This is a genomic window from Lutibacter litoralis, assembly GCF_014646675.1.
Lineage (GTDB): Bacteria > Bacteroidota > Bacteroidia > Flavobacteriales > Flavobacteriaceae > Lutibacter > Lutibacter litoralis.
The window spans coordinates 18879-32492 of record NZ_BMNS01000013.1; the positions used below are offsets into that span (position 1 = coordinate 18879).

The window sequence follows — 13614 nt, forward strand, 5'->3', positions numbered from 1 at the left end:
TTAAAACAATGATACAAAAAAAATCTTCTATTGGTAGATTTTTAAAGTTTGATATTTTAAAAATTATTAGTGTAAAAGGTTTTATTGTTTTGTAGTTAAGTTATTTTATAATCAAGTTTTGGTTCATTACAAATTTTATATTGAGTTTTAATTGTTATTGAATCTTTTGAATTATTTGAAATATCTTTAATAATTAAGGGAGTTGTTAAACCACTTTTGTTTATTTCAATAACTTCATCTTTAAATACTTGTATCTCTGTAAAGAGAGCGAGTTGATTAAAGCCTTCAAGTTTTTCCTTTGTTATTATAGTTTTTATTTTTGGAAAAGAGATTTCTTTATGAGGTTGGTTTTCTATTAGATGAGCACAGATTGAGTCTTCTTTGCTAATTTCAAATACTTTTTTTTCTTTGTAATAATTTTGTGTTTGAATTTTTTCGGATGAGCTTTCAGTTGTTTTTAACCCAAGGTATATTTTTATTTTTTTAGGAATAAAAATTGAATCTAAATTTACTTGACGCATTAAGTTGAAAAAAATTGAAACTTGTTGTTCTTTAGCTAATGCACTTTGCATGGTTTCACTTATAATAATGTCAGGTATGCCATGAGTCAATTTGTATTTTGTTGCGTCCTCATTTAATAACGTTATGCTGTATGCACCTAATTTTAATTCTGAAATTACCTTTTGAAGAATTTTAAAGGTTATTGGATTTATTTCTAACAGTGTATATCTTATTTTATGTTTTGAATACCTAAGGATTAACGGAAGTAAAAGTGTTGCAAAAGGACCAGTTCCAGCATATAAAATATGAATTGATTCTTTATTATTTATTTTCTCTTTGATAGCTTTATTTATCCCTCTAATAAATTTTCTGGTTCTAATTAAATCATCAATGCACATTGCTGCCCATAAAGTTCCAAGCGCCATGCCATTATTTAGTTGTATATTATCTTTCCCAGTAACCTTATCTAACTCTTGACCGCAGAGTTTATTCAAAAGGTTTTTATATTCTTTTGATGCTTTTAATAACTTATGATAATCGATACTGTTCTCAAAATATTCTGATGTAACGCGAATTAATTCTTTTTTGTTATCCATTTATTGCATGTAAGTTTTTAACAGTTTAGGGTTTCATTTTTTTCTTTTATTCATTATTGGAAGTTTGGTTCTCGAAATGTGATATTTATTCTTGCTTTTTTATAGTTGGAATTTTGAGATAAACTGTGGGTACATCTTGATTGACAGTAAGCACCCATAATTGGTAAGCTACCATTGGCTGAATCTAGACTTTATTCCTGTTTACTAAATTTATTGTTAAAATTAAACTTTCGTACTTCTCCCAAACTTATAGAAGGTAAAATAGTGTTGTAACCAGAGGTTTCTTGGTCGCTATGATGATGAGCAAAATAATTCTCGTCTGGATAGTAAAGGTACATAGCAACTTCGAACTCCATTTTACGACCTTTGGATAATTCGTCTACTAACTTTTCTAAATATCTTACTTTTTTTTATTAATGATGTGGTTTTTCTCATATATTAATTGTTGTTTTATGTATTCCTTTGACTCCGATTCGCAGATTCTAATTAATAAATCTCTTGATCTAATTGGTATTTGTTCTGTTTGCCAAATAGTGTCTAAAACTGCAATAAAGTTTTCAGTCTTATCAATAATTGTTTCGATTTTTTTTGATTTGTTCTTGCTTGTCCAAGAGATTGTTAATAGCAAAAAGAGTATTAATATAAACTTCATCTTTAATTCTAAAATTAGTTATTTAGTTCAGGACTGGTCATAATTTGTACAACATGTTTTGTGCAAGCTTCAGTAATGAAAAATGTGTGAGAATTTTCCGCTGACGCAACCAAGAGAGCAAAACGAGCTGAATTTTACTGAAAATTCAGCCGATATCGCGTTTACAAGTTGTTAGGTACCCTTTTTATCATAATTCGTTTCTGTTTTTCCATTGGAATTTTTTCTTATTGTTATCATTCCATGTTTCAACATTTGAAAGCATTGTATCAATTTTATTTTTATCAATCCATTTACCATTTACAAATACACCTGAAATTTTACGTGTATTGCTAATATCTTCTAAAGGATTTTCATCGAGTAAAATTAAATCAGCGAATTTGCCAGCTTCAACTGTACCAATTTTATCGTTAATTTCAAGCCATTCTGCTCCTAATCTTGTTGCAGAAGTTAATGCTTCTTCATTAGTAAAACCAGCTTCTACTAATAATTTAAGTTCGTCGTGAATTGAAAACCCCCTAACAATGCCAGATATTCCAGCATCTGTTCCCACAAGCATTGGGACACCAGCTTCTTTGAAAGCTTTTACAATCATCTTATGAAAGTTTGCTTGTTTTTGGAAAAAGTCAATTAATTCTTGAGTTGCATTTTTATTATACCTGTTTGAAGTTAACCATTTATTTTGCATAAGAGGATGCACATATTTTAAGGTTGTTAGATTTTTTATACTCTCCAATGATTTTGCTTGTTTAATTATCCAAACCATATTAGTTAAATTTGGTATTAGCCAAGTGTTATTTTCTTTCGCTAATTGGGCAAATTCTTTTGCTTTTTCATAATTGAAATTGTTGGTTTGTTTAGATAATTCCTCTGCATGTGCAATTAAACCAAAATGAGGTATGAAGAAGTTTTCAGAAGGTTCACCTTCAAATGCTTTAGGAATATGACCTACTACTTTCATATCTTGTTTTTTTGCTTCATCTATTATAGCCTTGAAAGTATCTTGATTTAACCAAGTATAAACTTTGATGAATCTATATCCAAGTCCTTTTGCATTTCTTACAGATTGTCGCCCTTCTAGAGGTGTCGTTGCAACTATTTCATTTCCTTTACCATCAATAACAGCAGCTATAGCAATGCGAGGGCCTATTGCATCTCCACTTCCAATTTCATCCCTTTGTTTAAAATGTCCGATTCTTCCACTCAATTCAAATACAGTGGTAACTCCATTTGCAATATAGGGCGTCATTTGGTTTTGGGTGTCAAATGATAGGGTTGCACCTCTTGTGGGATAGCCTTTAGAAAAACTTCCATTTGAAAGATTATGAACATGCATATCAATTAATCCAGAAATTAACCATTTATCAGCTCCATCAATTGTAATTGAATTATTTGGAATAGAATTGTTTATTGAAAGAATTTTATTGTTCTCAATTACAATTGTTGCATTTTTAATGACTTTATTTTTTTTAGTCATTGGAATAATATTTACATTTTTAATTGCATAAATAGTTCCTTGATGAGATGATTGTTGAACCTTATCTGTAAGTTTTTTCTCATTACAAGAACTTAAAATTACAAATAGAGCTAGTAGATAAAAATTTTTCATGATTGTGTTTTTTGATTGTTTTAATAAGGCGCAAATATCAACTTAAGGTTACATAAATCTTAATTTTTCAAGTCTCAAAGCGTGCAGTAAGACTATTTTTTTAAAAAAACACGCCTATACTCTGAAGGGGAATAGCCTGTTGATTTTTTGAAAATTCGATAAAAACTACTTTTCGAGTTAAACCCACATAATTCTCCTATAGCAGTAATTTTATATTGAAGTACTTTATCTGTTACTAATATATTTTTTGCTTCTTCAACACGATGATAGTTCACTTTTTCATAAAAGTTTGTTTTTAAATCATCATTTAAAAATGCCGATAAATTCCTGCTACTAATTTTCATTTTTTGAGATAAATCATTCAAATCTAAGTCTGACTTTAAATGAACTTTATCTTCATTAAAAAGCATTTCTAATTTTAATTTCAGTCCATTTTCATTTTTAGTTTTTATTGTTTTTTGATTGTAATCATCTTTTGCCAATAAAGGTTGTTCTAAAATGATTTCCGTTAAAAACATAGTTTTTTGAGTCAGACCAAAATACCCTAAATAACTTATAGCCATAATAACAAAAAATAAGGTAATATAAGCATCCCATTCTACATGGTATCCGAAAGATATTTCTGAAATTGTAATAATTAAATCGGCACTTATAGCTATTAAGAATAAAATTATAAATTTCTTAACCCATACAAAATCTTTCTCCTTAAAGCTTGAGAAAAACTGTTTCAATATTGGCTCATATTTATAGAAAATGTTTAGAGATAATAATAGATAAAAAATGCCATAGATATCTTTTATCAAAGCTAGATTTATATGAGTATTTATTATTTGTGTATATGGGAAAATATTTTTGTTAGTGACATAGTTTATAGAGGAAGGTAAAGTATAGAAAAATAAATACAGAATAAATGGTATAAAATGGACAAGATGTTTTGCTATAAAGTTTTTTTCATTTTCAAAAAGTGATTTTACATATAGATAAATTAAAGAAGCCAATAAAAATCTTGAACCGTTTTCTAATATATAAGTTGGTATGAAAAGAAAATTCAATTTATGAAGTAAACCATAAAAATAAATTATGATAAAAAGAATAAAAAACCAAAATACGATAAGTATTTTCTTTGGTAATTGACTGTTTTTTGTTTTAAATAATTTTAAAAGAATAATTATATTTAAAACAATACCTAGGATTAATATAAAATCAATAATTAGTTCCAATATTATTAATTAGTATTTGGGTAAAAATATATAAATTTTTTAGTTTTTAAAAAATCTTTCATTTTTACTCTTTTTTTATTCAGTTTTCCTTTGGTTGTTAGCAAAAGAGTTTAGTGAAATTTCTGTTTGTTGGGGGTAGTATAAATAAAGTGTAATTTAGTTATTGCAATTTTTGTGTAATAAATTTAATATTGTAAAAGATTCTATTTTGCTAAATGTAACAGCTTTGGTTATACTTTGTTGTGCGCTATCTTTTTTATTTATCTGGTTCAATGTGTATTAAAACGTGTCCTAAATTCGGTATTTCATTTCGCAAGTAGTCCTTTAAATTATGTGCAATATAGTGCCCTTCTTTAACGGAAATGTTTCCGTCAACTATTGCGTGTAAATCAACGTGATATTTCATTCCTGCCTTTCTAATAAAACACTTTTCTGTTCCAATAACACCTTTTACTTTTATAGACTCTTCTCGAATTTCTTCTAATAGGTCGTCATAGAGATGTTCATCCATAATTTCTCCTAAAGCTGGTCTGAAAATCAAATAACTATTGTAGAGAATAAAAGCAGAAGCAAATAAAGCCGCCCAATCATCAGCCGTTTCATATCCTTTACCGAAAATTAAAGCGATAGAAATTCCGAGAAATGCCATAATAGAAGTTATTGCATCGCTTCTATGGTGCCAAGCATCTGCTTTGAGTGAAGAACTATTAGTCTCATTACTTTTTTTGAGAACTATTCTAAATGAGATTTCTTTCCATAAAATGATACAACCAAGTACAATTAAGGTCCAAGGTTTAGGAATTTTATGAGGTGTTTGAATATTTTGAATGCTTTCATAAGCAATAATGGTTGCTGATGTTACAAGAAAAGCGACTACCAAGAATGTTATTAGTGGTTCAATTTTACCGTGTCCGTATGGATGATTTTCGTCTGCTGGTCGTTTTGCGTATTTTAAACCAAATAGAACAAGTAGTGAAGAGAAAATATCGGTTGTTGATTCTATTGCATCTGCGATAAGTGCATATGAATTACCAAAGAACCCCGCAAACCCTTTAATCAAGGCTAAACAGGTGTTTCCAATTATGCTAAAATATGTAGTTCGAATTGCAGTTTGTTCGTTAGTCATTGGTGTCTTCGGGTTGCGTACAACTGATTATATGTTCATATTTCCTGCGTTTTTTACTCTAAAATCCTCTTTTAAAACAAAATAGATGAACGCTTTTAGTATTATTAAATATAGCAATATAAACAAAAAAACCACAGCCTAAAATCTGTGGTTTTTTTGTTTAGAATTTAAAATAGTTTTAACTATTCAACATTACTGGCATTACCAGCATAGTAATAAATTCACCTTCTTCAACACCATCAATTGGTGTTAAAATACCAGCTCGGTTTGGTAAACTCATTTCAATTAATACTTCGTTAGAGTTTAGGTTGCTTAACATTTCTGTTAAAAAACGCGAGTTAAATCCAATTTGCATATCGTCTCCTTGGTAATCGCAAACCAAACGCTCTTCAGCCTTATTTGAGTAATCTATATCCTCAGCAGAAATATTTAATTCTGTTCCTGCCATTTTTAGTCTAATTTGGTGTGTAGTTTTGCTTGAGAAAATAGATACACGTTTTACAGAATTTAAGAAAGTACCTCTGTCAACAGTAAGTTTATTTGGGTTTTCTTTTGGAATTACGGCGTCGTAATTAGGATATTTCCCATCAATTAATCTACAAACTAAAATTACATTATCAAACGTAAATTTAGCGTTAGAATCGTTGTATTCAATTGTTACATCATTATCTACTGTCCCTAGAATTCCTTTTAATAAGTTTAAAGGTTTTTTAGGCATTATAAATTCAGCAGCATCATTTGCGGTAACATCTGTTCTTGTATATTTAACTAATTTGTGTGCATCTGTAGCAACAAAAGTTAAATTTTCGCTACTAAACTGAAAAAATACACCACTCATTACAGGTCTTAAATCATCGTTACCAGCCGCAAAAATAGTTTTAGAAATAGCAGTTGATAATACATTACCAGGAATTACTGTTGTACTTGGAGATTGAATTGACACCGCCTTTGGAAACTCATTTCCATCAAAATAAGCCATATCATATTTACCGTGACTAGAACTAATTTCTAGCGAATTGTTTTCTTCGGTTTTAAATGTTAATGGCTGATTAGGAAATGTTTTTAAAGTGTCCAATAATAAACGTGCAGAAACCGCGACTGAACCTTCAGAGTCCGATTCTACATCAATAGTCGTACTCATAGTGGTCTCTAAATCAGAAGCAGAAATCTTTAATTCGTTTTGATTTAATTCGAATAAGAAATTATCTAAAATAGGTAAGGTATTGCTACTATTAATTACACCACCTAAAACTTGAAGTTGTTTTAATAATTGACTGCTTGATACTATAAATTTCATTTAAGATTATTTTAATGAATAAGTTACAAATATATTCTAAATATATTGTTATTAAAATATTATTTATCAACAGTTAAAATTCCGATGTGTGTCTTAAGTTTCACATTAAGAGTGAGTTATAAATTTGATTTAAAAAAAGTTATAATTATGTTAATATAGTTGCATTTAATCTGTATCCTATTAATTAAATTTTATATTTGTTTTTACTACTAAATTAACTGAACTATTTTATGAATAAAATTATAGTATTCTTATTCCTATCAATCTTTAGCACTTCAATATCATTTTCTCAAGCCCCTAAAAAACCTACTTCTGGAGACATTTATGAATCCATTCAAAAGTTAAATTTTTTAGGAACAATATTATACATAGCTGCGCATCCAGATGATGAAAATACACGATTGATTTCTTATTTTTCTAATCAAGTAAAAGCCAGAACCGCTTATTTAAGTTTAACTAGAGGTGATGGTGGTCAAAATTTAATTGGTCCAGAAATTAGAGAGTTATTAGGTGTAATTAGAACGCAAGAGTTATTAGCAGCACGCAAAATAGATGGCGGTGAGCAATTTTTTACTCGAGCAAATGATTTTGGGTATTCTAAACATTCAGATGAAACCTTGGAAATTTGGAATAAAGATGAAGTACTAAAAGATGTTGTTGCAGTTATTAGAAAATTTAAGCCAGATGTTATTGTAAACAGGTTTAACCACAAGACACCAGGAACAACACACGGACATCATACTGCTTCGGCCATGTTGGGATTAGCTGCGTTCGATTTAGCTGCAGACAAAACTTATAAAACACATTTAAAAAACGATGTAATTTGGCAACCAAAAAGAATATTTTTTAATACTTCGTGGTGGTTTTATGGAAGTCAAGAAAATTTTGATAAAGCTGATAAAACCAATTTAATAGATTTAGAGATAGGTGCGTATTATCCACATAAAGGGTTGTCTAATAGTGAAATAGCATCTTTAAGTCGCAGCCAACACCAATCTCAAGGTTTTGGAAGTACTGGTTCTAGAGGAAATCAAACCGAATTTTTAGAGTTTATAAAAGGAGATTTTCCAAATAACAAGAATGTTTTTGATGGCATAGACACTTCGTGGAATAGAGTAGCTGGAGGAAAAACAATAGCTGAAATTTTAACGAATGTTGAAAAAATTTACGATTTTAAAAATCCATCAGCAAGTATTCCACAATTGCTAGAAGCTTATAAATTAATTCAGAATTTAAAAGATCCTTACTGGAAAGTATTAAAATCAGAAGAAATAAAAAATATTATTGCAGCTTGTTCAGGTTTGTATTTAGAGGCAGTTGCAAACAATGCTTCAACAACTAAAAGTGCTACAAATACTATTAAAATTGAAGCGATTAATAGAAGTGATTATCCTATTTCCTTAAAAACTGTAAGTATCAATCCACTAAATAGTGTTGAAAATAAAAACGTTGCATTGTTAAATAATCAACCGGAAAAGTTTTCTTTTGAAGTTGAAATTCCTGCGGAAGTTAAAAATACGTTTCCGTATTGGCTTCATAAAAAAGGAACAATGGGAATGTATGCAGTTCCTGATGAAAACTTAATTAGTTTACCCGAAACTCCAAGAGAAATTAAAGTAGATTTTCTAATAGATTTTAATGGAGTTACAATTCCGTTTACCAAGGAAGTTATTTATAAATACAACGATCCAGTTAAAGGTGAGGTCTATCAACCTTTTGAAGTGTTGCCAGAAGTTTCGGCCTCTTTTCCAGAGAAAGTGCATATTTTCGCAGACGGTAATACACAAAAAATTGCTATAAAAGTAAAATCGTTAAAAGATAATTTAAAAGGAAAATTAACCTTTCGTTTACCAGATGATTGGAGTGTTTCACCAGAAACTATTGACTTTAATTTAGCACAAAAAGGGGCAGAGCAAAGTTTTCAATTTGAAGTAATGCCACCCGAGAATCAATCTGAAGGATTGATTTCGCCAATTGTTGAAATTGAAGGCAAAACATATACTGATGAACTGGTTGAAATTGATTATAATCATATTCCGTTTCAGTCGATTGTTATGCGATCTGAGGCAAAAGTAGTGCGTTTAAATATTCAGAAAAAAGGACAAGTAATTGGTTATATTCAGGGTGCTGGAGATGTTGTTCCAACAAGTTTACGTCAAATTGGTTACACAGTTGTTGAATTAAAAGATGATGATATTACACCAGAAAAATTAGAAAATTTTGATGCTATTGTTTTAGGAATTAGAGCCTACAATACCAACGAAAGAGCTAAATTTTATCAGAAGTATTTACATAATTATGTAAAAAATGGAGGCACCTTAATTGCACAATATAATACAAGTCATAGAGTTTTGGTAGATGAAGTTGCTCCTTACCCTTTAAAACTTTCCAGAGACAGGGTAACAGATGAAAATTCTGAAGTTCGCATTATAAACCCTAATCACGAAATATTAAATTACCCGAATAAAATTTCAGAAAGCGATTTTAATGGTTGGGTGCAAGAGCGTGGCTTATATTTTCCAAATGAATGGGATTCAAATTTTGAAGCTATTTTAAGTATGAATGATAAAAATGAAACTTCAAAAAATGGAAGTTTATTAGTTGCAAAATACGGACAAGGGAATTTTATCTATACAGGATTAAGCTTTTTTAGAGAATTGCCAGCAGGTGTTTTTGGAGCCTATAAATTGTTTGCAAATATGCTTTCAATTGGAAAAAATAATACAAAAAAACCACTAAAAAACTAAGTATGGAACAACCTAAATATATTTGGAAAAAAGAATATACCATTGTTCTGGTTTTAAATGCAGTGTATATTGTATTGTTTTATCTTATAACAAATTTCTTTTCATAAATTATGGCTCAATTAGACTGGATTATACTTATTGGAACTTTATTGTTTATAGTTTCTTACGGAGCGTATAAAACAAAAGGAAGTAAAAATGTAACAGATTATATTAAAGGAGGAAATGAAGCTAAATGGTGGACTATTGGCTTGTCTGTGATGGCAACACAAGCAAGTGCCATTACTTTTTTATCAACACCAGGACAAGCATTTCATAGCGGAATGGGTTTTGTGCAATTTTACTTTGGTTTACCAATTGCAATGGTGGTTATTTGTTTGGTTTTTATTCCTATTTATCACAAATTAAAAGTATTTACAGCATATGAGTTTTTAGAAACTCGCTTCGATTTAAAAACTAGAAGTTTAGCGGCTATGTTGTTTTTAATACAGCGCGGTTTAGCGGCAGGGATCACAATTTTTGCACCTGCAATTATTTTATCGGCAGTGCTGGGTTGGGATTTAACCACCCTAAACATAATAATTGGTATTTTGGTAATTATTTATACCGTAACTGGTGGAACTAAGGCAGTAAGCGTTACACAAAAACAACAAATGGCAGTGATTTTTGCTGGAATGTTTGTGGCTTTTTATTTGATTGTAAGTTATTTGCCTGCTGATATCTCATTTTCTAAAGCCTTAAAAATAGCTGGAGCAAGCGGCAAAATGGAAGTGTTAGATTTCTCATTTAATTTAGACAATAGATATACTTTTTGGAGTGGAATTATTGGAGGAACATTTTTAGCCTTGTCTTATTTTGGAACAGATCAAAGTCAGGTACAACGTTATTTGTCTGGAAAATCGATGAAAGAAATGCAATTAGGTCTTATTTTTAACGGTTTGTTAAAAGTGCCAATGCAGTTTTTTATTTTATTAGTTGGAGTTATGGTATTTGTATTTTATCAATTCAATGCTTCACCTTTAAATTTCAATCCTGCAGCTACAGAAATTGTCAAGAATTCGGAATATGCTAAAGAATATCTTGCATTAGAACAAAAACACCGAGATATTGAAATGCTAAAATCTGAAACTAATTTAAGTTATGGTAAGGATTTAACCAACAATGTTTTATTAAATAAAATTCAAGAACTAAATACGCGTGAAATAAATAACAGAGAACGTGCTAAGGAACTAATTAAAAAAGCAGATAACACTGCTGAAACAAATGATAAGGATTATGTATTTATTCACTTTATATTAAACAATTTACCGCGTGGGTTAATAGGATTGTTATTGGCAGTTATATTATCTGCTGCAATGTCTAGTACTGCATCAGAATTAAATGCTTTAGCGAGTATAACTGCAATGGATTTATTTAAACGTAATGTAAAAGGAGAAAAATCGGATGCTTATTTTGTAAGCGCTTCAAAATGGTTTACGTTGGCTTGGGGAATTATCGCAATTTTAGTTGCCTGTTTCGCCAGTTTATTTGATAATTTAATTCAATTGGTAAATATTATTGGCTCTATATTTTATGGCAATGTTTTAGGAATATTTTTACTAGCATTTTTTATTAAATTTGTAAAGGGAAATGCTGTTTTTGTTGCTGCTATTATTACACAAGCAATTGTAATTGTAGGCTGGTGGTTAGACTGGATGCCTTATTTGTGGCTTAATTTATTTGGCTGTGCATTGGTGATGTCAATTGCAATTTTATTACAAGTTTTTTCTAAAAATACAGATTTAAAAGCAGTTTAAAATTATTTAGCCTTTATTCAGGACGGGTCAAATTTGTTGCCAACGTGATTTTATAAGATTTGTGCGACTGGAAAATCGGAGATTTTTCGGATGTAGCAAATCGTTTGTTGAATGTTTGTCGGTTCATTATTTAGTTTAAAAGTAAGCATAAATTTTATGAATTGGGTACGTATTAATTGCATAAACTTCTGGCAACGGATGTTTTATTTCCGTTTGAATTAATATAATAGCATCCACCTCTCGATCCTCGATAATAAGTTCTTGTAGTTTTCGGTCTATAGGGACTTTTAGTTTTAGAATTAGTCTTACTAAAAAGAGTTACATTTTTTAGGTTTATTGTATAAATAAAAAGCATTTAAGAAGAATAACTCAAATTTAAAGAAAATAATCTGAAAACGTACTTGATAAAATTGCTTAATTAACCTGTTTTCCATTTTTTAGAGCCTTTTTAGAAGCTTTTAAAAGAACAATTTCTCCATTGTTATTTGCAACGCCTAGAACCAAGCATTCACTTAAAAAGTTGGCAATTTGTTTCTTTTTAAAATTTACTATTGCTACTATTTGCTTTTGTAGCAGGTCCTTTTTTGTATATAACCCTGTAATTTGTGCACTCGACTTTTTAATACCTAAGTCGCCAAAAGCAATAGTGAGTTGGTACGCTGGTTTATGTGCTTTTGGAAAATCAGTAACTTCAATTATTGTTCCTGTTCTAATGTCAACTTTTCTAAAATCATCAAAAGTAATTTCAGGTTTCATAATACACACTATTTTTTAGTTAATTTTTCGTCTATTCTTCAATAACAATAAATTCTGTTCTTCTGTTTAATTGGTGTTCTGTTTCGGTACATTTTACACCGTTAGAACAATGGTTAACAAGTTCTGTTTCACCATAACCTTTGCCATAAATTCTTGCAGGATCTATTCCTTTAGAAATTATATAGGAAATTACTGAAGTGGCTCTTCTGTTTGATAATTCTAAATTGTAACTATCTGGAGCTCTACTATCTGTATGTGATTTGGTTTCAATTCTTATAGTTGGATAATTTTGTAATATAGCAACAACCTTATCAAGTTCTATCGCCGCTTCTACGGTAATTTCAGCCTTATTTAAATCAAAATTTATAGGATTTATTTTCACCAACTTTTTATTCCTAACAATTTTAAACTCTTCCTGTGAATTTAAATAAACTGTTTTTGGGGTAATTTCATCATAGTTTTGTGTTGCATTAATAATAAAACTATCTGGCTGATAACTTGGAGCATTTACAATTAAGTCGAAATTGGTTTTGCAATCTAATTCTAAATTGAAATTTCCATTATCATCTACCAAAACTTCTTTTAGTTTGGTGTTGTTTGCAAAAACTGTAATACTTGCAGAAGTGATAGGTAAATTAGTTTCTTTATCTAAAATTAATCCATTTACAATTTGGAAACATGCATCAGGAACTAATTTTATTATTTTTTCAATATTAACATTATTTATGTTGTCTGTGGTAAAAGTTATTTCGGCATTTGAATAATTTGATTTTTTAATCAATAATTTATAGGATGTGTTACATTCTAAATTAAATTTAAACTCAAGAGCTTTTAAATTGATAGTTTCTTTTAAAACAGCATTTTCAAATAACGAAATTTCTACATTATTTAATCGATCTCCGGTACTTTCATCTGCAATTACACCAGTAAATAATTGGTTACAAACAACAGGAGTTAGATAGATACTTTTGATATGATTGTATTCGTTTTTAGAATCTGTTTTAAGTGTTATTACAGTAGTTTCGAAACCATCCTTTTTAGCAATAATTTTATAATTTTCGTTGCAATCTACTTTAAAACTGTAATCTTTAATGTTTTCAATTAGTTGTGAGTCAATTAATTGATTGTTTTTAAAAAGCTTAACGGTTGTATTGTTTAACGGTTCGTTTGTTAGTTTATTTAAAATAGTTCCAGTAATTAGTTGGTTACATTCTATGGGAGTTAATTCAATGTTTTCTGTGATTTTTAAATCTAATCGCTTATCTGTATTTAATGTAATTTCTGAATTTAAAAATCCTTCTTTTTCTGCAATAATTGTAT

The 13614-nt window shown here is 29.4% G+C and carries 11 protein-coding genes; 2 read left to right on the top strand and 9 right to left on the bottom strand.

Going from position 1 to position 13614, the window contains the following annotated elements; translation table 11 throughout:
- Positions 1 to 95: 95 nt before the first annotated feature.
- The 7 genes from IEW75_RS15295 to dnaN form a co-directional block, all read right to left on the bottom strand.
- Positions 96 to 1097 (bottom strand): SAM-dependent methyltransferase, encoded by a 1002-nt coding sequence (locus IEW75_RS15295; RefSeq protein WP_134249289.1) that lies wholly within the window; start codon positions 1095 to 1097, stop codon positions 96 to 98.
- Between the two features lie 191 nt (positions 1098 to 1288).
- The gene (locus tag IEW75_RS15300) at positions 1289 to 1453 is read right to left on the bottom strand and encodes a hypothetical protein (protein ID WP_158283812.1); all 165 of its coding nucleotides are present in this window, start codon (positions 1451 to 1453) and stop codon (positions 1289 to 1291) included.
- Between the two features lie 44 nt (positions 1454 to 1497).
- Positions 1498 to 1749, bottom strand: a complete 252-nt coding sequence (locus IEW75_RS15860) for a hypothetical protein (RefSeq protein ID WP_134249291.1) — start codon at positions 1747 to 1749, stop codon at positions 1498 to 1500.
- Between the two features lie 187 nt (positions 1750 to 1936).
- Positions 1937 to 3355 (bottom strand): amidohydrolase family protein, encoded by a 1419-nt coding sequence (locus IEW75_RS15310; RefSeq protein WP_134249293.1) that lies wholly within the window; start codon positions 3353 to 3355, stop codon positions 1937 to 1939.
- A 92-nt stretch (positions 3356 to 3447) separates the two neighbouring features.
- A complete protein-coding gene (locus tag IEW75_RS15315) occupies positions 3448 to 4575 on the bottom strand; it encodes a helix-turn-helix domain-containing protein (protein WP_134249296.1) in 1128 nt (375 codons plus the stop codon).
- A gap of 256 nt (positions 4576 to 4831) precedes the next feature.
- Complete coding sequence (locus tag IEW75_RS15320) at positions 4832 to 5701, bottom strand: cation diffusion facilitator family transporter (protein WP_134249298.1); 870 nt, start codon at positions 5699 to 5701, stop codon at positions 4832 to 4834.
- Positions 5702 to 5879: 178 nt separating this feature from the next.
- Positions 5880 to 6998, bottom strand: a complete 1119-nt coding sequence (gene dnaN / locus IEW75_RS15325; protein ID WP_134249300.1) for a DNA polymerase III subunit beta — start codon at positions 6996 to 6998, stop codon at positions 5880 to 5882.
- 230 nt (positions 6999 to 7228) lie between these two features.
- Between dnaN and IEW75_RS15330 the strand changes: the two genes are divergently transcribed.
- Positions 7229 to 9745: a PIG-L family deacetylase gene (locus IEW75_RS15330; protein WP_134249302.1), complete on the top strand. Its 2517-nt coding sequence runs from the start codon at positions 7229 to 7231 to the stop codon at positions 9743 to 9745.
- 110 nt (positions 9746 to 9855) lie between these two features.
- On the top strand, positions 9856 to 11538 hold the full coding sequence (locus IEW75_RS15335; RefSeq protein ID WP_134249303.1) for a sodium:solute symporter family protein: 1683 nt from the start codon (positions 9856 to 9858) through the stop codon (positions 11536 to 11538).
- Between the two features lie 414 nt (positions 11539 to 11952).
- On the opposite strand, the gene IEW75_RS15340 is transcribed toward IEW75_RS15335, so the two are convergent.
- Together IEW75_RS15340 and IEW75_RS15345 are read right to left on the bottom strand one after the other, a co-directional pair.
- Entirely contained in the window at positions 11953 to 12294 is a 342-nt protein-coding gene (locus IEW75_RS15340; RefSeq protein ID WP_134249304.1) for a tRNA-binding protein, read from the bottom strand.
- A gap of 31 nt (positions 12295 to 12325) precedes the next feature.
- The coding region (locus tag IEW75_RS15345; protein WP_188704103.1) for an OmpA family protein at positions 12326 to 13614 on the bottom strand (1289 nt) is incomplete at its 5' end.

Excerpts from the sequence above, each read along its gene's own strand:
- IEW75_RS15295 (WP_134249289.1), bottom strand. The coding sequence starts at position 1,097 with ATGGATAACAAAAAAGAATTAATTCGCGTTACATCAGAATATTTTGAG.
- IEW75_RS15300 (WP_158283812.1), bottom strand. The coding sequence starts at position 1,453 with ATGGAGTTCGAAGTTGCTATGTACCTTTACTATCCAGACGAGAATTAT.
- IEW75_RS15860 (WP_134249291.1), bottom strand. The coding sequence starts at position 1,749 with ATGAAGTTTATATTAATACTCTTTTTGCTATTAACAATCTCTTGGACA.
- IEW75_RS15310 (WP_134249293.1), bottom strand. The coding sequence starts at position 3,355 with ATGAAAAATTTTTATCTACTAGCTCTATTTGTAATTTTAAGTTCTTGT.
- IEW75_RS15320 (WP_134249298.1), bottom strand. The coding sequence starts at position 5,701 with ATGACTAACGAACAAACTGCAATTCGAACTACATATTTTAGCATAATT.
- dnaN (WP_134249300.1), bottom strand. The coding sequence starts at position 6,998 with ATGAAATTTATAGTATCAAGCAGTCAATTATTAAAACAACTTCAAGTT.
- IEW75_RS15330 (WP_134249302.1), top strand. The coding sequence starts at position 7,229 with ATGAATAAAATTATAGTATTCTTATTCCTATCAATCTTTAGCACTTCA.
- IEW75_RS15335 (WP_134249303.1), top strand. The coding sequence starts at position 9,856 with ATGGCTCAATTAGACTGGATTATACTTATTGGAACTTTATTGTTTATA.
- IEW75_RS15340 (WP_134249304.1), bottom strand. The coding sequence starts at position 12,294 with ATGAAACCTGAAATTACTTTTGATGATTTTAGAAAAGTTGACATTAGA.